This is a genomic window from Paenarthrobacter sp. MSM-2-10-13, from assembly GCF_011605365.1.
GTDB lineage: Bacteria > Actinomycetota > Actinomycetes > Actinomycetales > Micrococcaceae > Arthrobacter.
Genome location: NZ_JAAOXO010000015.1, coordinates 29,054 through 53,642 on the forward strand (window position 1 = coordinate 29,054; position 24,589 = coordinate 53,642).

22 protein-coding genes and 1 pseudogene are annotated in these 24,589 nt (G+C 59.8%); 7 read left to right on the forward strand and 16 right to left on the reverse strand.

Features of this window, described 5'->3' with window-relative positions; all coding sequences use genetic code 11:
- Positions 1-57: 57 nt before the first annotated feature.
- The 10 genes from HAV21_RS20490 to HAV21_RS20535 are packed head-to-tail and all read right to left on the reverse strand — an operon-like array spanning position 58 to position 11,149.
- Positions 58-642 carry a hypothetical protein gene (locus HAV21_RS20490; protein ID WP_166842949.1) on the reverse strand — a complete coding sequence of 195 codons (585 nt, stop codon included), beginning with the start codon at positions 640-642 and terminating at the stop codon, positions 58-60.
- Positions 639-1,718: a peptidoglycan DD-metalloendopeptidase family protein gene (locus HAV21_RS20495; RefSeq protein ID WP_166842950.1), complete on the reverse strand. Its 1,080-nt coding sequence runs from the start codon at positions 1,716-1,718 to the stop codon at positions 639-641. The genes HAV21_RS20490 and HAV21_RS20495 overlap by 4 nt, the downstream gene beginning before the upstream one ends.
- Positions 1,711-2,379, reverse strand: a complete 669-nt coding sequence (locus HAV21_RS20500) for a hypothetical protein (protein WP_166842951.1) — start codon at positions 2,377-2,379, stop codon at positions 1,711-1,713. The genes HAV21_RS20495 and HAV21_RS20500 overlap by 8 nt, the downstream gene beginning before the upstream one ends.
- The gene (locus HAV21_RS20505) at positions 2,376-4,199 is read right to left on the reverse strand and encodes a TraM recognition domain-containing protein (RefSeq protein WP_166842952.1); all 1,824 of its coding nucleotides are present in this window, start codon (positions 4,197-4,199) and stop codon (positions 2,376-2,378) included. The genes HAV21_RS20500 and HAV21_RS20505 overlap by 4 nt, the downstream gene beginning before the upstream one ends.
- Before the next feature lie 11 nt (positions 4,200-4,210).
- Positions 4,211-5,794, reverse strand: a complete 1,584-nt coding sequence (locus HAV21_RS20510; protein WP_166842953.1) for an ATP/GTP-binding protein — start codon at positions 5,792-5,794, stop codon at positions 4,211-4,213.
- A complete protein-coding gene (locus HAV21_RS20515; protein WP_166842954.1) occupies positions 5,794-7,413 on the reverse strand; it encodes a hypothetical protein in 1,620 nt (539 codons plus the stop codon). The genes HAV21_RS20510 and HAV21_RS20515 overlap by 1 nt, the downstream gene beginning before the upstream one ends.
- Positions 7,414-7,416: 3 nt before the next feature.
- Positions 7,417-8,934, reverse strand: coding sequence for a hypothetical protein (locus tag HAV21_RS20520; protein WP_166842955.1), 1,518 nt, complete (start codon positions 8,932-8,934; stop codon positions 7,417-7,419).
- A gap of 21 nt (positions 8,935-8,955) precedes the next feature.
- Positions 8,956-9,624, reverse strand: coding sequence for a hypothetical protein (locus HAV21_RS20525; RefSeq protein WP_166842956.1), 669 nt, complete (start codon positions 9,622-9,624; stop codon positions 8,956-8,958).
- Positions 9,624-9,983: a hypothetical protein gene (locus HAV21_RS20530; RefSeq protein ID WP_243753405.1), complete on the reverse strand. Its 360-nt coding sequence runs from the start codon at positions 9,981-9,983 to the stop codon at positions 9,624-9,626. The genes HAV21_RS20525 and HAV21_RS20530 overlap by 1 nt, the downstream gene beginning before the upstream one ends.
- Complete coding sequence (locus tag HAV21_RS20535; protein ID WP_166842957.1) at positions 9,980-11,149, reverse strand: hypothetical protein; 1,170 nt, start codon at positions 11,147-11,149, stop codon at positions 9,980-9,982. Before HAV21_RS20535 ends, HAV21_RS20530 begins: the two co-directional genes overlap by 4 nt.
- A gap of 318 nt (positions 11,150-11,467) precedes the next feature.
- Here HAV21_RS20535 and HAV21_RS20540 point away from each other — a divergent pair, with 318 nt between their 5' ends.
- The 6 genes from HAV21_RS20540 (at position 11,468) to HAV21_RS20565 (ending at position 16,503) form a co-directional block, all read left to right on the forward strand.
- The gene (locus tag HAV21_RS20540; protein ID WP_243753413.1) at positions 11,468-11,737 is read left to right on the forward strand and encodes an ArsR family transcriptional regulator; all 270 of its coding nucleotides are present in this window, start codon (positions 11,468-11,470) and stop codon (positions 11,735-11,737) included.
- Between the two features lie 89 nt (positions 11,738-11,826).
- Entirely contained in the window at positions 11,827-12,060 is a 234-nt protein-coding gene (locus HAV21_RS20545; protein ID WP_166842959.1) for a hypothetical protein, read from the forward strand.
- A gap of 306 nt (positions 12,061-12,366) precedes the next feature.
- Positions 12,367-14,055, forward strand: coding sequence for a hypothetical protein (locus HAV21_RS20550; protein WP_285751961.1), 1,689 nt, complete (start codon positions 12,367-12,369; stop codon positions 14,053-14,055).
- 818 nt (positions 14,056-14,873) lie between these two features.
- Positions 14,874-15,509: an AAA family ATPase gene (locus HAV21_RS20555; RefSeq protein WP_166842961.1), complete on the forward strand. Its 636-nt coding sequence runs from the start codon at positions 14,874-14,876 to the stop codon at positions 15,507-15,509.
- 56 nt (positions 15,510-15,565) lie between these two features.
- Positions 15,566-15,790, forward strand: a complete 225-nt coding sequence (locus tag HAV21_RS20560) for a hypothetical protein (RefSeq protein ID WP_243753406.1) — start codon at positions 15,566-15,568, stop codon at positions 15,788-15,790.
- Positions 15,791-15,816: 26 nt separating this feature from the next.
- Positions 15,817-16,503, forward strand: coding sequence for a hypothetical protein (locus HAV21_RS20565; protein WP_166842963.1), 687 nt, complete (start codon positions 15,817-15,819; stop codon positions 16,501-16,503).
- A 790-nt stretch (positions 16,504-17,293) separates the two neighbouring features.
- On the opposite strand, the gene HAV21_RS22070 is transcribed toward HAV21_RS20565, so the two are convergent.
- Both HAV21_RS22070 and HAV21_RS20575 read right to left on the reverse strand, forming a co-directional pair.
- On the reverse strand, positions 17,294-18,241 hold the full coding sequence (locus tag HAV21_RS22070) for a hypothetical protein (RefSeq protein ID WP_139128017.1): 948 nt from the start codon (positions 18,239-18,241) through the stop codon (positions 17,294-17,296).
- A 45-nt stretch (positions 18,242-18,286) separates the two neighbouring features.
- On the reverse strand, positions 18,287-18,697 hold the full coding sequence (locus HAV21_RS20575; protein ID WP_083261921.1) for a helix-turn-helix domain-containing protein: 411 nt from the start codon (positions 18,695-18,697) through the stop codon (positions 18,287-18,289).
- A 1,470-nt stretch (positions 18,698-20,167) separates the two neighbouring features.
- Here HAV21_RS20575 and HAV21_RS20585 point away from each other — a divergent pair.
- The gene (locus tag HAV21_RS20585) at positions 20,168-20,746 is read left to right on the forward strand and encodes a recombinase family protein (RefSeq protein WP_166842965.1); all 579 of its coding nucleotides are present in this window, start codon (positions 20,168-20,170) and stop codon (positions 20,744-20,746) included.
- A 14-nt stretch (positions 20,747-20,760) separates the two neighbouring features.
- Here HAV21_RS20585 and HAV21_RS22400 read toward each other — a convergent pair.
- From HAV21_RS22400 to HAV21_RS20600, 4 genes and pseudogenes are all read right to left on the reverse strand, one after another.
- Positions 20,761-21,000, reverse strand: a pseudogene (locus tag HAV21_RS22400) (IS21 family transposase); the annotation flags it as partial.
- Positions 21,001-21,845: 845 nt separating this feature from the next.
- On the reverse strand, positions 21,846-22,322 hold the full coding sequence (gene lepB, locus HAV21_RS20590) for a signal peptidase I (RefSeq protein WP_259362791.1): 477 nt from the start codon (positions 22,320-22,322) through the stop codon (positions 21,846-21,848).
- Positions 22,323-22,328: 6 nt separating this feature from the next.
- Positions 22,329-23,942 carry a multicopper oxidase domain-containing protein gene (locus HAV21_RS20595; protein ID WP_166842966.1) on the reverse strand — a complete coding sequence of 538 codons (1,614 nt, stop codon included), beginning with the start codon at positions 23,940-23,942 and terminating at the stop codon, positions 22,329-22,331.
- Between the two features lie 113 nt (positions 23,943-24,055).
- The gene (locus HAV21_RS20600; RefSeq protein WP_243753407.1) at positions 24,056-24,583 is read right to left on the reverse strand and encodes a hypothetical protein; all 528 of its coding nucleotides are present in this window, start codon (positions 24,581-24,583) and stop codon (positions 24,056-24,058) included.
- Positions 24,584-24,589 lie beyond the last annotated feature (6 nt).

Consider the following 24,589-nt stretch of genomic DNA (forward strand, 5'->3'; position numbering starts at 1 on the left):
GAGAGGGACGAAGAGCCGGCAGAAGGTGGGATGGTGCCGGCCCTCCGGGACTATGGGTTAGGCGGTGAGGTCTTCAGTGACGTAGTCGGCCACCGACCACGCACCGTTGCTGCGCGTAAGGACCAGGAAGATGTTCCGTTTCCGTTCGTCCGCTTTGAGGTGCTTCCCGTCGGCGTCCTGCCATGTCCAGGTGGCGGTGAAGTTCCGGTAAGCCACGTCTTCGGTGTCTGTGCCTTCCTCGGCGTCCACCGGTACGCCGGGGCCGATCGTAGGTTCGGAGAACGCTCCCAGTGGTGCCAGCTCCAGCCACAACGCCTGTGAGGCGTTCCGCTGAGGCTCCACGGTCCGCTTGGCCAGATCCGGGATCATCAACGGGTGTGCACGTACCGCGGCGGCCGTTTCGGTCCTGTCTTTCGCAACATCCCAGCGCGTGATGAGCTCTGCGAATGCGGCAGCTACTTTGTCCGGGTGCGCCCGGTCGACGTCGAGCAGCTGCTTCACCGTGACGTCCATGGCGGCGGGTTTCGGTGTTGCCGTTGCAGTCGGTGACGGCGCTGGCTCTTGGTTGCTGCCCTGACCACACCCGGCCAGCGGCAGTGCCATTGCCAGAACGATGACGGCCAGTGTCTTGGGGAGCCTCATAGAACGCCCTTGCCTTTCAGGATGGGTGTCGGATCAATAGGTTTCACTTCGCCCAGCTTGGGATCCACCGCACCAAGACGGGGATCCACGGGTGCGCCGGAGTACATTTCGAAATGCAGGTGGCGTCCGGACACGTTGCCGGTGGCACCCTCAGTGCCCAGAGGTGTGCCAGCGGATACCGTGTCGCCTTCCTTCACCCGCAAAGATCCGGCTTCCATGTGCGAGTAGGTTGCCGTCAGCTTCCCATCAAGGCTGACCCCGGCGACCCAGGTTCCGCTGCTGGACTGCATCTCGTGGGCGACGACAATTTTCATGTCCATCACGGCCAGCACAGTTCCGCCAGCTCCCGGAGTGGAGAAGTCGATGCCGTAGTGGAAGTTCCCGCCGATGTTCAGCGTCCCAGGAGGCGTCGGGCGGGCACCATACCCGGAGGTAAACGTCGATCCCGGCAGCGGGTGGGACCACTTGCCGGTCAGCGCACCGATTTCAACGCCGCTAGCGGGGCAGGACTCGCCGTACTTCGTTTGGGCGGTGTCCATGATCTTGTCCACGTAAGCGCGGGTCTCCGCGAACGGCGGGATTCCCTTGTGGGTCTCGACCGCGCCGGGGCCGGCGTTGTAACCGGCCAAGGCAAGCTTGATGATGTCCGCGTTGCTGCTCTTGGCCAACGGAAGCAGCTGCTTGACCAGCGCTGCCATGTACCGGCCCTGCGCGGCGATTGCATGCTCCGGGTTCCGGACGTCCCCGCCTTCGCCGTAGCTGGCCCACGTCGCCGGCATGAACTGAGCCAAGCCCGAAGCCCCTACCTGAGAGGTCACGTTAGGGTTCCAGTTGCTTTCGGCTTCCAGCTGCGCGGCGAGGACGGACGCAGGCACACCGGCAACGCCGGCGGCCTTGGAAACGAGCGGTCCCCAACCGTTGGGCACTTCCTTCTCGTTGAAGGTTTTACCGTTGACGTTGACGCAGGCGGCGGCCTGCGCCGGGGAGGCGTTGCCGCCGACGGAAATCAGGGCAACACCGACCAGGCCTATGACAAGCAGGATCGGAAGTGCGAGAACGAAGAGGACTTTACGCATCAGCCGGTTCCGTCTGCTCGCTCTCGGAGACAGCTGTCTCCTCCTCCACGAACGCCGTGAAATCATCGCTTGCAGCAGTGAGTTCAAGCCCGGCACCGGTGGCATCGTAATGTCCCTGGTTTTCCATGCAGTTCTTGAAGGTCAAGCGCTTCTCGAAGGTTTCCATCGTTGGCCACAGTGCGCGGCTGAACCATTCGGTGAGTTCAAAACTCGGTTTCTTTGACTTGGCCCGGTAGGCAGCTTTGTGGGCCACCATCAACGCGGTCAACATTTCCACCGCGTCAGGGTGGCGGTACCAGCACGCAGGGACCCAGCCCGCCGAGTTTGACCAGTGACGCAGAATCCGGTTCTGCAGCCAAACCACAAAGCCGTCCAGCTCGGCCCACAGTTCCTTGCGTTGTTCAGAGTTCAGCTCTTCCCAGAACCACGGACCGCCAGCTGGGTAGCTTGTCAGTTCTTCAAACAGGTTCGCGGCCAGCTCTTCAACGCTGTCCATCCGGTCCAGGAGGTCGGGAAGGACCTCCAAACCGGGTGCATCCTCTGTCAATTCGCCAGTGTTGGTGTCCACCCCCGCCGGAGCCGGAGCCGGGGCCGCGTCCTGGGGCGGTATCCACTCTTCGTCCGGCATACCTTCGTCCTCGGGGAACGGTTCTCCGCTCATGAGGCAGCCGCCAGATTCGCTTCGGCGGCCGTCTCGGCCGCTGCGGCCTTTGCTGCGCTCTCAGCGGTGATGCCTTCCTGCTCCAGGCACCACACACGGGATGCCTTGAACTTCGCGCTGTCGGGCCGTTCCCACCAAGGAACAACGTTGACCACGGCTTCAATCTCGCGGTACATCAGCAAGACCTTGCCCTGGGAAAGCTTGCGGATCTCATCGACGCGCATCTTAGTATCGAGCTGCTTGGTCTTGGAGGTGCTGACCGATGGCACCCCATCCTTGCCGGTCGATGAGGACGTGGAGGTGTGTTCCACCCAGTGCTTCCCGATCAGATCGGAAATCTTGGTCAGGAACTTCACATCGGAGATACCACCGAAGATGGTCTTGGCGGCCGCCGAATCGAAGATCGTTTCCGCGCCTTCCTCGCCCCAACGGTTCACCAGCTGCGAATAGGTCTGGACGAACACGGAAGTGTGGATACCGTTGCCGCCACCTTCGGACATCAACGACGGCAGCGACGGCAGCGCACAGGTGTTCGCTGCCTCATCCAGGATCACGGACAGCGGAACGTTCAGTTTTCCAGACGCCATGGCACCGGACTTGCGGATCGCTGCCTGAACGAGGGACTCAACCAGCGCCGTAACGATCGGGGCGGTGGAGGCGTTCATCGAGACGCGGGTAAGGCAGTACAGGCTGTTTGGTGCGTCGGTGAAGGTGTTCAGGTCGATGCCGGGATCATCATCTGTGGCGCACAGCATGGAAAGAACGTTCTCGTTCTTCATCGGGCCGGTGATCTTGCCCAAAGTGGTCTTGGTGTTACCGATGGTGTCCGGGTTGTTCTGACGGCACCACTCATCAAGGTTCCCTGCCCAAGTCTTCACTGACGGTGACTTGGTGCGGAGGATGTTGGCCGGCTCGTGCTCGGCGAAGTTCTGCGACCAACGAATCACGTCACGCATGGAACCGCCTTCTTTCAGCGCGGCAGCGTGCAGAAGCGCTTCCAGAATCATCACGCAACCGGAATCAAAGTACCGGTCAGCTGAGGACGGCGCACCGGTCCTGGGCATGGCATTCACCATGGCCGAAGCACGTTCAGAGGCTACTTGCGGATCCTCGCAGCCACCCACCATGTGCCAGCGGAGCTTGTGCGGGTACTGGCTCAGGCCGTCGAAGTCAGCGACGTAAACCGTGCCCAGGTCCTTCCGCACACCCACCGTCAGGCGCAGCACGTCAGGACGGGTGCTGGTAGTGATCACAGCACCGGCAGCGTCAGCGACCATACCGGCAACCATGTACGTGGTCTTTCCCCACTTCGGCGGGGCCACAGTGCAGGCGGTGTCTTCGGTACGGATGGCGATCTCCATACCGTCGAGAACATACACCGCAGGAGCCAGGGAGGACTTCTCAGCGCCCTCGATGCGGCTCTTGAGCCCCTTGGCGGTGCTCAAGCCCTTTTCACCTGTCTTGGCCTTCTTGAGGCGGGCACGGAGGGCTTTGAGTCCAAACAGAGCCCCGATGTAGGCCGCGATGAGCAGCACTACAAGGATGATCCAAACGGTGACGGGCCAGCCCCACTGATCGGGCGGGTTGCCGTTCACGGCAACCGGAGACGTGGCCCTCTCGGGTGCGATCAGCCCGATGAGCGAGCCGATGAGTGCCTTCCAGGTCTCCATCCAATTGGAGAAGGCAAGACCCGTCGTCCAGACCAGGGCAACGTGCCACAGGCCGGCGGAGAGGATGGCCAGGACAATCATTTCACGCTCGGTCTTCTTGACTGTCGAGCCGGACGGGCTGTGCTTTTCCACGGTGATGTTCTCGGTCATGGTCTTCCCCTTTAGGCCACGTCCGCGTAAGCGGAGTCGGTTTCGCGTAGTGCCGAGTCGGTGTCGGTCATTTCCACTTCCCAAGCGGAACGGACGTGCTCAATCTCCACTTCGGGTGCGTCCGCGCCGGACTTGAGCAGGTGGTGGCCGTTGCGCAGGACCATGATGTCGTTCGCGGAGTCCGGGTTCAGACCGAATGTCCTGACGCACCACTGGGCAGCCTCGGGCTTGTCCTGCCGGAAGATGTGCACTGTCTGAGCCTCTTCAATCACGGCCATGCCCGGGGATCCCGGAGGCACGTCGGTAGCGCCCTTGTGGATGTTGTAAATGTTCGACAGGCCAAGGCCACGGGAGAGCTTGATGTTCGAGCGCTGCTGTACGGCCAGCGGACCGCCCAGGATGTGTCCGGCCTCTTCGTTGATCACGTTCGTTCGGATGCCCCGGTATTCAGGGCGGCGGACCGTGCCCAACAGCCACAGGTTAGCCAAACCCATCACCATGGGAATGGCCGGGCCGGTGTCAGGCAGCTGGGAAATGTCGAACGAGGTCAGGGTCTTGTTCAGGCGCACGTCCTCGGAGGTTTCGCCATCAAAGATCGACCCGTAGGTTTCGAGCAGTTCGTTGAAGCAGAACCGCATCGAGATTCCTGCTTCATGGAGCCGTTCCAGCGTTGCTGTGCTCATGCCGGCCAGGGTGGCATCTGCCGGGTTGATGACGCCGAGAAGATCGTGCAGATCCGCCGTGGTGGGGGTCCTGCTTGCCTCGAAGTTTCGCATCATGGTCCGGTAGGCCAGACGCAGTGCCTTCCGCTCCCATTCGTCCGGGCCGTTACCTTCGCGGATCAGGGCAGGAATGGTGTTCAGGTAAACGAGCTGGTTGTTCAACCCGTCATCGTTCACTCCCGAAATGGCAGGGTCCATGATGTTGAAAATGACGCCCGTGCCGTCCATGCGGAACCTGATGTGGTCACCCTTGAACTCCCGCACGATGGGTGAGTATTCACCCTCGCCCTTCTCATTCTTCTTATCGAAAACCACTGCGCGGCGGTTCCGCAGGATCAACGGGCGGATCACGTACACCGTCTTGGTGTACGCGGACTTACCAGCTCCCACATCCCCGACGACCAGGACGTTCGTCGAGGTGACCCGGCGCGGAACGGCGTTGTAATCGGTGAACGGGTCCTTGCTGATGGCCGTCTGCGAGAGCACGTCCCGGCCAGCCGCAACGCCTTCAACACCCGTAGGCGCTGCAATCAGAGCCGTGTTCAGGATCTCCGCTTGTCGCGTCGTCGTCGGAGCGCCCTGGAAGGCAGGAGCATAGAACCCGCTCTTGGCCTTACGTTCGTTCACCCTCAACCGGGTGCCCTGCTCCGTGTACGGAGGCCACTCCCCCGATTCCAGAAGCCGAACTTCTTCGATGACAGGGGCGGAAAACATCCTGACGATGCCGCCCACAATCGGCACCCTCTGGATCCAGGAACCTTTGGCTCCAGGATCATCGATGACGACTTTCTGTTCCGCCTCGGGAATCAGCGGAAACCCCAGCTCGCGAGGTTCGGTAATGGCTTCCCTGCTAAGTTCTTCAACCGCGCCCATCAGGCCACCTTCTCTTCCTTCTCGCCACGTCCTGCAAGCTGGTTCATCATCTTGGCTCCAAGCGTTGGTACCGCCGGACGCGTACCCCTGTAAATGGGCCACGTGGTTCCGGCTGCCGCGGACTGGTACGTGTCCAGCCACTCAAGTTTCTGGATCCCGGCCGACTGTCCAGCCGTTTCCTCCAAGCGACGGGCGGCCTCAGTCAGGCCGGCCTGCGTCTGGGCGGAAATGGTGATGAAACCAACCCAGTTCACGCCGTGCTGACCGGTTCCCGGCATCAAGTCCGCACCCCGGGCCCTTGCCGACTTCAAGTTCACGTCGGTTGCCGGATCCACCAGTTGGCCCTTCTTCTGCTTCGCGATCACCGCGGCCATGTCCCTCACGACATCTTTTGAGGCCAGCTGACGTGCCTGCTCAGCCGGAACTGTTTCCAGCTGGAAGCTCAACGTCCGTGCCCCCGAACCGGCGTTGTGCAACAACGACAGCAGCCAGTACGGGGTCCGTTCCCCGGTCTCCATGTTCTCTGCGGTGATCATGGCCGTCCGGTGACCCCACACGACCTCTTCACCGGTAATCGGGTTCGTTCCTTGGACCCAGGTGGAGTTCCACTGGTCCTGGGACGGGAGGCCCATCTGATCGGCCTTGACGCCTGAAACCATCAACGGCGGCCGCGACGGATTTTGCTGATGCAACATCATGGCCACCACCGCACGGGCGGTCAACGGCCGTACCGTTCCCAGCTTCGCCGCCCGCAGCGCCCGGGCAAGGGAAGAGATTTCAGCGTCCATCAACCGACGCCAACCTTCCCGCCCCTCGCCATACCGGGCGGCCGTGGCATAGAAATCCGGAGTCAACGGCCAACGGCCGACGACCAAGTGCCGCTGCACGAACGTGCCCCGGCCAGTCCTTTCAAGGACCTCCTGGTAAGAACCAACTGCTTTAGGGTGAGCGTCTGCGGACAGGTGATCCTGAACCCACACTTCATTCAGCGCAAGATCCGGAGGAAGGACACGAGTAAGGCCCTGAACACCGCTGACAAGCTTCGACGCCGGAGCAAACCCCGCCAGCATCGAACCAAAGCCCGCCTGGGCCTGATCCTGCTTGCGCTGGGACTCAGCCCCGCGCAACTGCCCGGACACTTCAAACGCCACCGACAAATACGGCTCTTCACCAATCGGCGCGTGCCAGGCAACGCCGGGCTTGCCAGTAAGGGCAACAAGCCATCCCATGCCATCGGCCCCGTCCGGACGAGACCGGACAGCGGCCATGACCCTGGCCTTTTCGTCCTTGCTCGTCGCCATGTCCGCCAAAGCACTGGCCTCTTCCCAAGCAGCTGCGCTGTACGGGATAAACCGGTCAGTGCCAGCCTTCTGCCGTTCCTTCCAACGAACCCGGCGCTTGCGCCGCTCCCAGTAGGAGCCGCGGTGCGTCGATGCCGTGGCCAAGTACACGACCACAGCGGCCAGCACTCCAGCTACCAAGCCCGGCCACCCGGTGAACATCATTCCGAAGAAGCCGCCCACCACGCACAGCGCCAAACCAACCAGCTGCGTCTTGGACTTGATGCCACCAAAGAAACTCCGGTGCCCCGATTCCCCACCAATGAATCGTGTAGCCATCGTCTATCCCCCGTACCGTTCGGTTTCGTCTTCCATTCCACCGGCCGCGTACTCTCCACCAGCTGCACCAAGACGCGTTGCGGCCTCACCGGCTTCCTTGGCCTTCTCAGCGGCCGCCATGGCACCGGCAGCAAGCAGCGTAGGAACGCCAATCGCTGCACCAACACCAGTCGATGATTCAGCAGCGCCAGCCGCTGCCATGCCCTCAGCGCCTCCAGCTGCCGCGCCACCAGCCCCAGCCCCGGCGCCTGCACCAACACCCGGCTTGGGAATGCCAGCACCGGGCGTGGAAGCACCTCCACCAAGTGTTGGCGAAGAACCGGCCGGCTCAGCTGCAGGAGTGCCGGCGGTGCCGCCCGGGGTTGATCCCGCGTCGGCCTGGGAACCACCGTTCAGCTCGCGGAGCTTACGGACAAGAGACCTTTCGTCCGGGCTTGCTGCCTGATTCTGGGATGCCGAACCTTGGTTAGAGGAGGACGAACCGCCGTCGGAGGAATCACTTCCCGCCGAGTCGCCGCGGTTCATGTTCTTTACGTCCTGCATGCTCTGAGGCCCGTATTCCTTCTGGGGAGGAGTAAGCGAAGGACCGTTCTGACCAGCTGCACCTGAAGGGATGACCGGGGCGAATTTCAGCAACATCATGGGAGCCAAACCGGCGATCATCAGGGCGATAAAGGACGCGATGATGTTCATCAGTGTCCCCAGCCCGTCGCTCCACTTCATCCAGGAAGCGGACGCTGCAATCATGTTGTAGGCAATGCCGAGCATGAAGAACAGCAGTGGATGGCAGGCAAGGATCCCGAACCACAGAAGGGGAATTTTGCGGCCGAACGATCCGTGCTGGGCAGAGGTGAACCACACCATGCCCAGGGGGGCGAGAACGCCCGAGAAATACAAGGTCACCAACATCACGGCCAGCATGATCACGACGACGAACAGGCCGATGATCATGCAGACCATCAGCAGGATGCCCACGATCACACCGCCGGGAATGGCAGCGGCATCGGTTTTGAGCATTGAGTCCATGGTGTCGAGCATCCGTTCGGATGAGGACACGATCCCCCAGGAGATGAGACTGTCGGACAGGGCACCGAGAGCCTTGATGATCATGACCCCGATGAGGGGTCCGAAAAGTGCGCCCCCGAAGAACAGCCCACTTTTCGTTGTCAAGACTTCTGCGAATTCCTGACCGGCCAGAGTCCCCCGGGCAACGGCGATGAACTGGAACAGCAGTAGAAAGCCCCACACGATGATCGACAAGGCAAAGCTGATCGCGTAGGCCCTGATAAACCAATCAGCGGTGAGATCCGGCTCTGTTGCATGGGACAGTGCCGGCAGCAGGTCCTTTGCGAGGCCCTGAGCACCCGCACGGGTGGCAGTGAAAATGGCACCCAGTGGATCAGCAGCGAAATTCACCGCGCCGCTAATAGCGTCCGCGGCAGGCTTAGCCGCGTTGGCGGCTCCAACGGCAGCATCAATCAAACCGCCTACTAGCCCTCCACCGCCCGGATTATCTTCCATCGGAATCAGCATGAACATGGATCAGCAACCCCCAGAAAACGCGGAACCACTTGCAAAGAGCTCATCGAGAGTCCGCTCGGTTCCATCACTGCGGACCTTCCAAACACTGTCTTCCCAAACCAGCGTGACCGTCGAAGCAATCTTCTGGTCAGTGGGTTTGCCGTTACGAACCTCAGCACCTCCTACGGTGACGCGCACCATGTCCGGAGTGGTTTCCTCGACTACATACCGGCCGTCAGCAAAGTTCAGGGAACCGGAGGTTACGCCTGTCAACGGCTTGGCTGCGGCCAAGTTCTCAGCCAAGTTGGCGACTGTACCCGTCGCACCGTTGGCAAGAATGGCTGCCGAAACGGAAGTACCATCACCGACGCTGGGCCGGGGGTACTGGGCAATCCAACGCAGGACAGCAGCGGCAAAACCTACTGCACCCGCCTCACTATGGGGTGCTTCCTTCTGAGCTTTCAAAAGAGCGGCAGCGTCGTTGGACGTACCCGCAAGGCACCCGTTAGGTATGGCCGCGACGTCGCTAGTTGCGGACGGAGTGGGCGCAGGACCACCAGCTTGAGGGTTGCCCTGGTACCACGCGGCAACGCCACCGACCAGGGCAACGACCAGAACGGCCCCGACAACGAACCATGCCCAGCGCGGGAATCCGCGCCGGGCAGTGGCAGTCGAGCTGCGGCGAACCATTAGCCCGCCACCGCGAGGATTGCACCGATGATGACGCCCAACCCTGCCAAGCAGGCCAAACCGATACCGGCACCTCCGGCCTTCTTCTTGCCCTCCGCGTGCGCATGGGGGTTGTTCGCATCAGCCTTGGCCATGGCGAGCAAACCGATAACCAGGTAGGCGCCGGCCACGACGATGGCAAGACCCCAGAGCACGGCGAAGAGACGCTGCCACCACTCGGTGAATCGGCCGCCCAGAGACGTGAAGTCAGGGATGCCGGGGAACGGGTTGTCGATCATCGGTACAGGGCCGGCCTGGACGATGGTGGACGGGTCAACACTCGTTGACAGTTCTGCCAAGGTCGAAAGAATGACGCTCATCGGTTCTGATCCTTTTCAAAGACGTTCTGGTTGGTTTGGGCGACAACGCCAGCTGCGATGGCGGTCAAAGCCTGACGGGTGGCCGGGGCAAGCTTGTCCAGCGTGAGCGCTCCGCGCTCAGCGATGTGGGAGTCATACGGGACCGAGTAGATGTGGTCCTCGGCGATGCCCTTGTCCATGAACTGCTTCTTCAGCTTGGACGCCTTGAACTCCGGGCGGCCGTCGGACATCATCACCACGATTGCTGTCCGGGCAAGTCGGGCAGCGTCCGCGCCCTGGTGTTCCAGGAACTCCAACAGCTCCAGAGCCTCGGAGACGGCGTCCTGGGCCAGCATGGTTGGGATCACCAGCACGTCAGCGACCTCCACGGCAGCACCAAACGGGCCTGAGCTGTACTGGTTGCCGGTGTCCATGACTCGGATGGTGAAGTGCTCATCCACGATGGAGGCGACATCGAGCACGTTTTCCCGAGTCAGCGGCGGCCGCCATTTGGGCGTGGACCCGATCACCGAAGCGAAGCTTGTCTGCGTCACGGTGTAGCCGCGCAGCTGCGACTGGGTGCGGACGTTCGAGATGTTGGCAACGAGTTCTCCCATGCCAAGCTGAGGATCACCCTCAGCGCGGTATGCCAACTGGCCCTTGTCATCCGAAGTTTCAAGGATCGCTACGGACCCGCCGCGGATCGCTGCCAGCACCCCGCCAAGAAGGATCGAAGCCGGCGTCTTACCAGCTGTGCCCTTCTTGTTGGCCACGAGCACGCCGACCGCGCGAGTCCACGTGGACTGGCGGATCAGATCCTCAAAGCGGCCCTGGGAGGCTGTCATTTCCCGCTCAGTCAGTTCCTTGGCTGAAGGAGCAAGCTTGAACAGACCCCCGAAGAGCTGATTCAGGAAACCGTTGAATCCGTCCTTGGCAGGAGCGACCGGCTCAGCATCCTCATCATCCGTGACCGGCTTCGCGGCCGGTTCTACCGTCTTTGCCTTACCAACAGGAGCGGCATCCTTCTTAGGCGTTTGGGCCGGAGCTGCCTCAACCTCGTCAGGCTCAACAAACGGGTCAGCCGGTTCCTCCAACGCTTCTGTGGCCACCGCAGCCGGTTCCGGCCGTTCTTCTGTTTCTACGTACATGTCCGAGCGTCGAGCACCCGGGAAATTCACTTCAGTCATTGGAAAGGTCCCACCTTCCTAGATCCCCAAACAAGGCTCAAACGAGCCCTGCACCTTACAAACACAGCTACCTCCACCCGTACCAAGAGGCACCGACAAAATGTCCATCGAGTGGATCAGCCGTGCCGATTGTCCCGGACCCGACCAGCATTTGCATGTCAAGTCATGTATTAGTGACGGGTCTCACGTGATCCGCGATGGACCATGTCATATCGCATTATATGGCATATCATCATAAGTGCACAGTTGGTAGACAATAGGGAGGTGCCAAAATATGTCCCACTCGCGATTCCTGGCCTCATGGAGGAGTCCTTGAACATGCTCGGAGTTAACGCGCTCCGGACATCGATCCTCAGATACCTCGCTCTACACCCCGAGGGAGCCACTTCGGGCGCGATCGGACGCGACCTCGACGTCGACTACCGGACCGTCTGGAGATACCTCAAGGAAATCGAGACGCAGGGCGGCGTCACCTCAGAACAGGCAGAAGGAAAAGGGCAGTCCGACCGGTGGCGCGTCTACAAGCTGAATGTGGATGCGCGGGAAGAGGCAATCCAGACCTACCTAAAGTTTCTGCGAGGAAGCTAACGTTGCCATGTCGCACTTAAGGGCACAGCATGATGCTTTTGGCGTGTCGCTACGCAAACGAAAGACACATACATAGTTAAGTGGGTTTCATGGCAGCTCGCAGACTACCCCGAGGCACACGGCTCAACCCTGTACGTCTTGGGTGGGCGATCGAAGAAGAGCGCAAGGAACTGATCGACAACCTGGCCGATAGGGCAGGAGTCTCCAGCGCAGTCATTCTCGAAGCGATCATTGACCACGTCCGGAAGGACATACCCGACGGTGGTCTTCCTCCATGGATGCTAGGAAACCAAGGAGTGCTGCCTTTGCCGCAAGCGTCTTAAAATACGAAGGCCCGCACTAGGCGGGCCTTCAACAAGTAATGCGTTCAGATCTCGTTCTTGGCGGGACCACGATCTGAACTTTTCAAGCTCCCTCTACGAGGTAGCTCCCTTTGTCGTACCTTCGAGAACGAAAGGCAACTGCTGTCTATGGTACCGGAACCGGTTACCGCGTCAACGCATGCATTCGCGAGTGTCGGCGCGCCGACCACACCTGAACAGGCTTGGAGCCTTGCTCCCCTGATCGCGGGTGAGCCTTCTTACAGGCCGGGCCGCTGGATCGGTCAGAAGTTTCAGTACCCTCGTCCGGTGCAGGCTCCCAAGATCACACTGACACTGCCTGACCGCCCAGCGGCGGTGACGCTTCACGGCCCCGATGGCCGAGTCTCCACTCTCTGTTTGGACCTGGACACCTCGAAGGCACTGAAACACGTCGTAGACACCGATGCAGAGCAGCTGGCAAATGGGCTCAGGAAAGCCGGCGTGAGTTTCGTCGAGGACTTCTCCCCCAGCGGAGGCCGGCACCTTTACATCCCGCTACGGGAACGCATGGACGCGGCCGAAGCTCGCGAACTTGTAGAAGCCTTCTCGCTGATGGCCACGAGCCTTGACCCGAGCCCGCACCAGAACCCCACGGATGGCTGCATCCGTGTCCCAGGATCCGTGCACAAGTCCGGCGGCCACCAAACCCTCATCACTCCCCTGACCCAGGCTTACGACGTCCTGCGCCGCAGGAACTCCATGGCCGCCATCCGTTCCCTCAAAGCCGCACTGGCACCAGAGCTGGCCCGCAACCGTGCGCGAAAAGCTCGTGAAACCAAGATGATAGCCGCTCAGCGCTCTGCAGCTGCATGGCCCCGTTCCACAGCTGCAGGGAGCGACTCCCCGCTACGCAGGGTGGCCCGTACAGGGCTCTATGACACGGCCCGCTACAAGAGCCCCTCAGAGGCCCGCATGGCCGTCCTGAACCACTTCGCAGCCTGCCGCTGGACCCTTGAACAGGTCCAGAACGAACTAGCCGGCCGGTTCGCCGGCTTGGCTGGCCTGTACGGCACAGCCAGCAAGCAGGAACGCCTCCTGCCCACCGAGTGGGCCAAAGCCCACGCCTTTACGGCCAACCGCGCAGCGCCTCAAGGCACCCTCGGAGAAGCAGGGAAAAAGACTGCACTTATTAACAACACAAGCCTCACAGAACTCACAGGGGGGGCACTCAAACCCAGTCCCGCAGCAATCCACCAGCTTGTGAACGATTTGGAAAACATCGTTTTTGCGGTCCTTGACCACAGACTTCAAACACGCGGCCGGGAAAGCCTCGGACTAAGACTTTTGATGCGCGGATTGCTCGGTTACATGCGGACTATGCAAACGGACGTTCTCGACGTCGGTTGCCGCACCCTCGCTGTGGCCATGGGAAAACACCACGTCACCATTGCCCGACTCCTGCCCATCCTGGCAAAAGCCTCGGACGGCATCCTGACTAAAGTCGCTGACGCACGACACAAGGTTGCCGACGTCTATGTCATCCAACTACCCGAGCACTACCAACAACTTGCCCGGGAACTCACCTGGCGTAAAGGACAAGCTCACGCTGTGAGGCCCGTGTTCCGGGCCCTCGGTGATGTCGCAGCGCTCATCTACGAAGCAATCGAACGCGGCCGGCACTCCCCCACCACAGCAGACCTCGTGCGAACTACGGGCATCAGCCGCAACGCGGTCGCGACAGCACTGACGGAAATGGAGGCCCTGGCCATGATCAAACGCCACGGCCGCCACTGGAAAGTCACAACGGTGAACCTGACCAACTTGGCTGCACGACTGGGTGTGCTGGACGACTACCAGGCCCACATCAGCCGCAACCGACGGGAACGCGCCGCCTGGCACGCCTACCTAGACCGCTTTCGGGATCAGCAAATGAACGAAACAGATCTGTACGACGCCGAGCGCGACGAATATTGGCTTCCCCCGGACGACGAGCCGGCCTTATGGCTCGCAGCCTAAAACGCGCGACCGCCAAATACCAAGTCAGACTGTCCTGGGGATCGTCGGGGACTACTGGCGTCCCCAGCGCTCATGTGCAGCCTGTCTCGTGATTCCGGCCGAGGCTCCTATCTTTGCCCAGGAGACGCCGGCCGCTCTGGCTTGAAGTACTTTGCGGTTGAGTCGTTCCTGAGCGTGTTTTAAGGCTTCCGCGGCTGCTTTCAGTTCTCCGACTGCATCAGCGGGGCCGGCGTGAGCCATCCACTCTGAGCGTATTGCTGCCTCCACGTCGACGGAGGGACTGGCAACACCTAAAAACGGCACGAAGGCCCTGCGCCGGAGAAGGTTCGCTGTCCCCCGGTCGGTGACACGCCGCCATAACGGACCTTCCCAGCCGCAGGAACAAAGAGCGCGCCAGCCCGTAATGTCATCATCCGGAACTATCTCGTGGTCCCGAAGATCTGGATGCCGCTGGTAACCGCCAGTTACACCGAGGACAAGGACGATCCCATCCCGCAGATCTAAAGAGCTCCGGCCGTCCGGCACCGTGGCGACCAACGAACCCTCGTGGGGTGTGCTTTCCACTGTCGATACCACTCCCCTACGCGTTCAAAACGTCAGGATATCCTGACAAGCGGGTAGCTTTGACGCGTTTGTTTGATTCGGCGTCATGACTCGGTTTTGCTAATACCGGGCTCCCGCGCTTCGGTACCACACTGATACCACACCAGTATCAACTTAAAGTGGTATCGCAGTGATACCACGCCGATACTAGTGTGTAACTGATGTGTAACTAGTGTGGTATTGACACTGGTTCGGTACCACACTAGTGTGGTGACATGATTATTCTTGTAGCCCACCTGAAGGGCGGCGTAGGTAAATCGACCCTCACCGTGAACATCGCCACCGAACTGCAGCGGCAGGGCAAGGACGTTCTGATACTGGAAGCGGATCCCACCGTGCGAACAGTTTCAAACTGGGCCAAGGACAGGGAAGAGAGCGGGCACCCACGTATTCAGTGCGTGCAACAGACTGGCAATCTGCATAGCGTGCTGAAAGACCTGGACAAGCGCTATGACGTCGTATTGGTTGACGCCGCAGGAAAAGACAGCAAGGAAATGCGTACCGCAATGACAGCAGCGCACGTCCTCCTTGCCCCTATGCAGCCAAACCAAACAGACCTCGACGTGACAGAATCCTTAGTTGAGACCATCGAGCAAGCCCGCGATTTCAATCCGGAACTTAGAGTTCTCGGTCTTCTCAACCGCGCCAGCACCCACATCTTCGCCACGGATGTAAAAGACAGCCGCGCCTATCTGGACGAGTACCCCGAATTGCCGATTGCCAACACCGTGGTTTACGACCGTGGCGCATTCCAGAAGTGCATGGACGACGGTAGGGGAGTGGTGGAAATGAAGGATCGGAAAGCCATGGCCGAAATCCAGCTGCTCACCCAGGAGGTTATGGGATGGTAAAGCCCCGCTCCCGCACGGTCCAACCTACCGAACAAGAAATCGAAGCCTTTGGCAACATGGCGGAACAGCCTCGCCAGCCTGTAGATGCGTCGCCGCTCCCTGCTCTCGCTACGGTGCCCAAGAAGCGCAAGGAGCCGAAAGTAACCGGTTACAACTTCCGTATGTCAGCGTCTGAGAAGAAGCTTTTGAGCTATGCGAGCGAAGTTGAAGACATTAGCGAGCAGAAAATCCTCGAACGCCTCGTCTGGCCTGCCCTCAAGGAACGATACGGAAACCAGTGATTCCTCGCCCCTCAGATCTTCCGATCTTGAGCAAGCAGGCTTTGTGGCTTCAACGAGCCTTACTCCGTCCTGTATGGACGATAATTGCGCTCGGCGTCATTGCTTTTACCATTGAAGTTTGCCAACAGTGGCCAGAGTTCTTCTTCCCCGGGCACGCCATAGGCGAGGTTGTTCGTAACCTCGCATACGCGCTAATTGGTGCTGTCCTCTTCAACTGGATACTCATTGAGATTCCGGCGCAGCGTCGTAGGCGCATTGCCTACCCGAGGCACAGGCTGGCCTTTCAACTGTTGGTTCAGAGTGGAGCGCATATGCTCGCCTATTACCGAGGTGCCGCCCATCTTCTTGACGCAGAGACGCGCACCCTCGATGCATGGAACCGAGAAACCATTGAGGCATGTGTTTACTCGATCTACGAGAAGGTTCCGGCGATAGTCGATGAACGGCGACAACTTCTTGCCGTTCACATCATGGGCCTTCAAGCAGCCTTGGACGGCTTGGAAGCGGCAACGGAATTCCTCGACCCCGATGTCGCCATGGCTCTTGCCCTGTTTCCCGCTGCAAAAGGCTTTCAGCAGCTACAGCCGCCTGAGGCTAGCGATCCCCAACCCTGGCGCACATCGCCTGGGAGCTTCTGGAGGGGAGTAGAAGGCTGTACCAAGCACTGCAGGCGAACGCACCACAGATCGATCTTGAAGTTGAAGAGGGCGTAGTCAGTTTCAGCTACGGGTCGACATGGCATGTAAACCTTAGCGATCTAGTGCGCTGACGCGACGCATCCTTTGTCTCATAAATCTAAAGGTTTACGAGAGATCCAGGCCGTAGGTTGGAATGTCGTCAGGCAGGAAATGAAGCGTGCAATTCTGGGACTCGACTCCGCACTGCTTGTCTCAGTAAGTCATCTCGCCACGAAATGTCTTGCTCGACCGGGATAGGGGAGTTGATGAGGTACTTGACTGAATGAGGATGCTGCTCGGGTATGCACGAGTCAGCACGGGCCGTCGAGGTTGCGCAGCTGCAGCTGGAGTCATTGCTGTCGCCAGCGCGCTACCGTGGGATGCTTTTTCCGATGTGACCTCGGGCCGTAGGGCCGCGGTTGAGTGGCCGTTGCTGAAGAAGCGTCTCGATTGGGCCCGTGCCGGAGGGCGTTTTTGCGGTGTGTAGAAGTGGCCAGCAAAACGCTCACGAATTCGGTGGGTGCATCCGGCGGGGCTCATTTGTCCGGGCACTATCCATCCTTGATGAGGCGCTGGGTATGCCTCTGAAAGGGACTTGGGATTGTTGGCGGCAGGTTGTTTCTTCTGATGGATCTAAACGGCAGCTTCCGAGTCGGCAACGAGAGGGCGCCGGGGTGTGGTCGAGTGTGAAACGCTATTCACCGTTCGAATTCGTGGACTTGCCCTTATCGAGGATGCCGGAAGGGGGTCGGCTGACGCGGCCGGCAGCATACTTTCGTCGGTTCGCCCAGCTCAGGTCTCGGACAGCGTCCCAGACGGGCGGAATTCAGATGGCATCGACGATTTCTTCGACAATCCATTCCGACCACTCAAGCAAATCGGCGGCTGAAGTCGAATGGAGAGTACGTGGTTCCACTGAGCAGGTGTATCCGGCGTTGGGGGGCAAGGATGCACGCAGTTTCCTGGCAAGGCGTTCTGTCGCGGCCTTGATGGTTTGTTCATCGAAGGCTCCGGCCTTGTTATCCCAAAGTCCGGCCACCCTGGCTGACGCCTCGCTGATCATGGGAACGTAGACAACGCGTTTGTCGTTGCCTCCTAGGTACCAGCCCCTGGCAGCACCCACTAGGCGAACTTCGGGTTCGTTCGTGTTTCCGGCAGCAAAGCTCTTGGCGAGTTTTCGTATGAGAGTTGCCGCCTTCGGCAGTACTTCCTTTTCCAGCTTGTCGGGATGAGGGACCCTGGCGTACCGCGAGCCTATGCAGCGCCCGAAGGAAGCCCTCTGAGGAGCTGAAAGAGGATGGAGAATTTTGACGCTGGGGTGGAGTAGAGCCGTCTTGTCGACACTGGTAAGGAAGCGAAGGTCTGCCACGGGCAGTTTGCCGTCAATGCCGGGGAATTTTCCATCCGGCAAGGGGAAGTAGCGCGGTGAACGGGGGCCGGAGGCTAGTGCCTGCCATTCACCCGCTGAGACATATTTGACGGGACAGACTACCAAACACGGTTCAACATGTGGCGCGCGGACAATATCGCAATCTTGCGTAATTACGGCGTACCACCCGACATCGCTTTCGATGCTTAAGGACCAAACTTCCTCGCCGGGTTCGCGATCGGTAAGTCCCTCGTGTTCCGCTGTGGAAGACCAAGCAGCGCTGGGTCCTACACCTACGATATTCACAGCCCCCAACGAGATGACGTCACCCTGGGATATTGTGCCTAGAAGGGTCAAAACCCTTTCCAAGTCGATGGACGTCTGCTGAGGGGCTGTCTCGTTCACTGTCTTCACTTTCAGTTGGGACGGCCTGAGGTCAGCCCGCCATATTTATTTACCTGCCGCAACCAGCACCCGGCGGGCGTGGCCTAATACTTCGTCAAACGCTGAGTCGCTGCTGCGATCTTCATCTTGTTCATTTGGACTGTCAGATAACTCGACCGTCCGGGTGGCCCTAAGATTCTCTCGAAGTCGTGACTGTGGACTTACGTTGACCTCCGGGCCGGCGACCAATCCTCTGCCTTGAAGTGCAGGAGAAGCGACGAGCTGCAGAGGAGCTGGGGTCAAGGTTTGGGCCAGTACCTCGCGAACTTCATCGAGGTCGTAGCGTCGGTGGCCTTTGGGCGTTAAATCAAATGGAATGATCCCTTCTCGGGCATAGCGGGCAACCGTATCAACGGAGACGCCCAGGGCGGTTGCTACTTCCTTCGGGTAGTGGGAACGTGAAACTGAAGCACTCATGTGAGTCCTCTTTGGTGTGGTGGGTCGCTTTTTGTGAGTAGTCGAGGTGTGTAGTTGAAATATCTATGTATTTTGATTTCGCGGTAACGCGCTTAGTACGATCCGGGCCGTTACAGGGCGTGCGGCTTTTGCAGGTTTCGCGGGTTTTGCACGTTTTGCATGGTTCCAGCATGGTGGAGTGTTCCGCCGCTGTCAATACGCCTAGTCGTGGCGCCTCGCGAGGCAGGCTCAAGTCGTGCGGCAATCGCCATCGAAGGCCGTGCCTCACGGTCCTGACGGCAACTCGGCTAGGCGTCTGTAGGTTACTTGAGCTGCATGCGCTCCGCGGCCGTCTCAAGAAACAAAATCTTGAGACGATACAGGGATCGGAACTCGTCTCAACCCGGCGTTGCGTGTTTCTGAGTCTCTTGTTAAGTCGGCTCGCCGTGTAGTGTCTCAAGGTCCGCGATCGCGGGGTTTCAGGGCAGACTGGCGGGCTGGGCGACGGCGGAAAGCCAACGAAGGGGCCGTCAATCAGCTTTCTGTTGACGGTCGATCATCCAAGGACGATGACGCTCGCCTGACGCGAATCCTAAATCGGACCGCCGAAACCGCCTAAGGGGGACCCGCTGAAGGCGCCCACCGATTGATCGCGCAAAACTCGCATTCAACCTTCGCGCGGCGCCGTTGTCGTCGAGAGTGGCCATTGCGATGTTGCGCTCCGGCTGCCACTCGGCGGCTGCATTAAGGAGCGCAAGACCTATCCCTCGTTTCTGGGCTAAGGGAACAACTGTAACCTGCTGAATGAACAGCGGGTCCGAGCTGGTTCGACCCGCAAGTACACAACAAAATCCGACAGGGTAGTCGGCAATCTCGGCAAGCAAAACGAGCTGCTGCCCAATTTTCGCGATGTTGGACTCAACAGAGTGAATGTTCGTTGACTCGCAGTCCGCTTGGACCCATCGCATATTGCGACCGTCATCCTCTGTCTGTTCCGCCTCACGGATCAAGAAGTCTGCGGTATGCGACGCCTCTAACCTTTGTTTCCATGCAACGAAGCCTGGTTCGAGGTAGGGGGAGTCTGGAATGAACATACGCGAACATTATCAACGACGATTGCTGCTCTGGGAACGGTCTGATCGGGTGGCGGTGTGATCACCTATTAACTGCGCCGTAAGGAGGCGGCCAGAACGGGCTCTCCTTGGTTCGATAGGAGTCGCCAGAGTGCCAGGTGAAACCTTCTTCCAGGGTTCATACTGCTGGAGGGACAGGAGTTGTTTGTAAGAACTGCACGGCGGGTGACGGATTGGTGCAACTCGTGGTGACTTCTGACCATCTCATGAATGGATCCTTTGATAAGAAACGCAGGCTGGGTCTAGTTGAGGATTCGGGCTCGCGGATTTCCGGTACGTCGCTTGTCCCAACAATGTGTCTCACTAGGGTATTCTCAACATCACTTGTATTTGTCCTTTGATAAGACCCGGAGAAGTGATGGCACGCCTTGGATACGCCCGCGTCAGTCTGGCTGACCAGAACACCGATCTGCAGATCCGGGAACTGGAAGCAGCTGGGTGCGAACGAATCTATAAAGACCAGGGGATAAGCGGAACGCGGGTACGTCGTCCGGAGCTGGACCGGATGCTGGACCGTCTCGGTCCCGGGGATGAAGTCGTGGTGTGGAAGCTGGACCGGTTGGGACGCAACACCCGCCACCTGCTCGAGCTCTTGGACGACTTCAAGGCAAGGGGAATCAAGTTCCGTTCTCTAAGGGATGGCATCGCCACTGACCCGGCCAGCGAGGTCGGGGGAGCGATGGCTCAGGCGATGGTCACCATCATTTCCGCGTTCGCCCAGCTTGAACGAGACCAGCTTTCCGAGCGCACCAAGGCCGGCATGGCGGCTGCAGCTGCTAGCGGAAGGAAAGCGGGACGCCGGGAGATCACTACAGACCACGAGAAGGTCAAGAGGGCATACGAACTGAAAGCTCGCGGCCTCAAGCCGACGGACATCGGAAAGATCATCGGAGCCAGCCGCGCGACCGTCTACCGATACCTAGGTATGGACTCTTGAGGCCACAGAGCTAGTTGCTGTTTTCGTGGAGAGTTCAGATCAGCGAGTAGCATCTCGTCAATGGCTGCCTTCAAGGGACCCAGCTTCGGTGCTCGCCGCGCCGGGGTCTTCCGTTCAGGCGGTTCCGCGGTCGCCAACGCCTGACGCACCGTTCTTCTCGAGACGTTATGCGCCCGGGCCAGAGCACGGATCGATAAACCACGTACCCTCGTGTCCCGGCGGATCCTCGCGAACAGCTCCACTCTCAACTCCATCACTGCCTTCCACTGTTGGAAAAACACTCCGATGGAACCAACGGTGGGGTGGGCTCAAACGAAACTGCCATTAATCAACCGGCGAGCCGTGAAGTGGGCCCGATTCAAACTGCAAAACCGGGTCTCAACTCGAACTGTCATAATCACAGCCATGTTGATCTCGTAGTCGTAGCGCGTCTGGGCTTGAGGTTCGTTGATAACAGTCACCGCACGAACAGCACCGTCCTCCAAAGTTTGGACACCCACATCCACGAGACCGTTTCCGTCCTCGAAGAGAGTGGTCAGTCTTGAGCTGTCTGGGCATCTTCAGCCTTGTCAGCTGCCGGCAGACCGAGAGACAACCGGAGCCCATCGGTTCCGCCATCGAGCACCGATACGGCCTCATAGCCCCGAAACGAAGCTGGTCGAACTGCTGCCCGCTGCCGAATGAAGGCTCCGTTACTGCTTGCCTACGGCGTTCGGGTGCACCTCAAAACCAAATATGGTCCCGGTCGCCGGCAGCTCCCGAGGGCGGTCACGCACTCGGCCCGACCGGGTGCTGGAAGATAAGGCGTACACTTCCGGCGCCAACCGCGGCTATCCAGCCGGCAGGGGAATCAAAATCACGATACCCGAGCGGTCAGACCAGATTGCAGGACGGGCGCGGCGCGGTTCCAGAGGCGGACGGCCCCGATCCTTCGACAAGGTGGCCTACAAAGGCCGAACGTCGTTGGACGCTGCCTCAATCGGTTCAAACAGCGGCGTGACATCGCGACGAGAAGTGACAAACGGCACGCAGCTACCTCGCTGGCGTCACCCTCGCCTCGGCACTGATCTGGATCAAGTCAGGGGTTTAGCAACACACCCTAGGGCACTCCGATGACCCTTCCTGTAACGGCATCCGTGCTGACGGGCCCGAAGTGGCGGGAATCGATGGAGGCTTCCCGGTTGTCGCCGAGAACGAAAATTTCGTTTTGCCCTACTCGGACCTCACCGAAGTACATTCCGTCGATGGTTTTCTGGTCGACGAAAGGTTCGCGCGTGGGGATACCGTCGACGTTGAGGACACCGTCCTGCATGGATATGTTCTGGCCCTCGACTGCGACAACGCGTTTGACGATCAGTGCGCCATCATCAGGACTGCGCAGGGTCACTACTTCGCCAATGCGGGCACCGGCTCTGCCAACCGGGCTGACTTTGTTGATCCAAACGATGCTTCCGGGCGGGATAGTGGGGGCCATGCTGGTTGCTGTGACCACGACCGGCTCTAAGAACCACAGGCGCAAAATCAGCAGGAGTACCAGGCAAAGGCCTGCGGCAGCTCCGATCCTTGTCGTCCTCACGGCAGGTTAGTCGCCCTTGTCGTCCCAAGCGGGCCGGGCAGTCAGGATGGGATCGTTCAAGTCAACCTCGGTCGGTCCCAGACCCACGCTGAATTGCGCCATCATGGAGTGATCTTCGTGGACGAGGTTATGGCAGTGCACCATGTAGCGTCCCTTGTGCGGGCCGAATTTCATCACTGCCTTGACGGTTTCGCCCTCGCCCAGGTACATCACATCCTTTGGTCCCTTTTCATAGGCAAACGGGGCTTTACCGTTGCGGCTCAGGATCTGGAAATCGATGAGGTGGATATGGAGGGGATGATTCCAACCGCCTGAGGAGTTTTCGAACTCCCAGATTTCCGTGGCATTCAATGCTGGGTTGGCCATGACTTCCCTGAAGTTGCTCGCGATCACGTCCTCCCAGGTCCGGTCATCGATGGTCCATGCGTTGGTAACGTCATTGTGCTTAAGCCTGAAGCGCCTTATTTTAGTGGCGGCGGCTGCTTTAAGGTTCATCACTTCGCTAGGGATGAGGGTCGTCGGGAGGCGGTTCCAGGTCGGGTCGCTCTTATCGATGGGATCGTCCACAACATCGAAAGCCATCACTTTGCTGGTGTGGTCGTAATCCCGGTTGTTGTCGTTTGACAGGTTGCGAAGCTCCACCCTTTGCCCTGTGCCATATTTGCTGAAGTCAATGAGAACTTCGTAGCGCTCAGCGCCGCCGTGCCGCCAGTTAGCCACCGTTTGGGCCACCGGCATCAGGCCCCCATCAGTGGCGACCATTGTTACGGGAGCGCCGGTGCTGAGGTAGAACCTGTAGGACCTGGAGATTGAGGCGTTGAGGACGCGAAAGCGGTACACGCGCTTGCGAACTTTCATCACCGGCCACGGCTGACCGTTAACCAGCACGACATCACCAAAGAGTCCGGACTGCTGGCGGGTATCGAAGCCGAGCTTGCCGTCAGCGGCGAACATGGCGTCACTGACTGTCAGCGGGACGTCATAGGTTCCTTGAGGGAGAAGACCTTTTTCTTCCGGATCGGTGAGGTGATATTGGCCGGCAAGCCCCGAGTAGACGTTTTGCGCCGTGAAGTGGACGGCATGATCGTGATACCAGAGGGTGCGGGCCGGCTGGAAGTTCGGAAATTGGTAATCCTTGGCGAATCCCGGAAGGCATAGATCGTTCGCGTAGCCATCGAATTGAGGCAAGGAGGCGGATCCGTGAAGGTGCGTGGACATGGCTAGGGTGTGGCCGAGCGACGGGTGTGTGGCGGGAAGACGGTTGCGCATGCGAAGGATGGCTTTGGTTCCGCGCTCGATTTTGATGGTGGGGCCAGGAAAAGTCCCGTTGTATCCCAGGATCGGAGTGGAAAGGCGGGGCAGGATTCTTGCCATTCCCGCCTGCTGGGAGAGTGTGTAGTAGTTTGTCCTCACGCCGTCCACGACGGTGGTGTTGGTGGGCGCGAGAACTGGAGGGATGGTCAGGGCGGCGCTGTACGGGCGGGGCATGTCACTGTCGCGCAGCGCACTGGCGGACTTCGCACTTACGCTGGCGATTGGAACCGTAACCAGTCCTGCGCCTACCGCGCCGAGGCTGGCGATGCCACCCATGAGGATGGCCTGCCTTCTTGTTATATCCATGACGATCCGCCTTTCAGGTACTGCGTGCTTGCTCTGCCACAGTGTTCCGTGGAGCTTGTGAAAAGGTTGTGTAAGGTTCGCCGGTGCCTGTCCTCTGCGGTCCCGGCAAACGGCTATTTGCCATGGTGGGCTTGCCCGAGTGATAGCCGGGTGCCGTCGGGCCCTTCAAGGACCAACGCAATCGCCTGGTCCGGGAGCTCGAAGACAAGCGTGGCCTCCAGGGTTTTTCCCTGGCCTATCGTTGAGTCAACAGAGCTCCAGAGGGGTTGCACATTTCGTGAACCGATGCCCGTGACGGTGAAGTCCGGGCTGGTGAATTCGAGCCCGCCGGGCTCCAACGCCGTTAGCTCGACCAGCAGCCGCACCCGGTGGGTTCCGATCGCGGGTTCCTGATAGAGAGCTTCCCCACGTTCCGGCGGCAGCCAACCGTCGTTTTCCAGCGGGGCAATGGCGCTGATCCGTGCCATGCCCCCTGGGTACAGGCTGGAGGCACCAAGCGGGGTACTAGTGCGGGGCGGTGCAGTCAGGGCAAGGTAGCCCAGAGACATGGCTATCGACAGAAGGAGTCCAACCGGTATGAGCATAAGCTTTCCCGGTCGCCGTTTGGTGAGGGGGAGTTCCATCGTGCCGATGTTTGTCATGCCGAC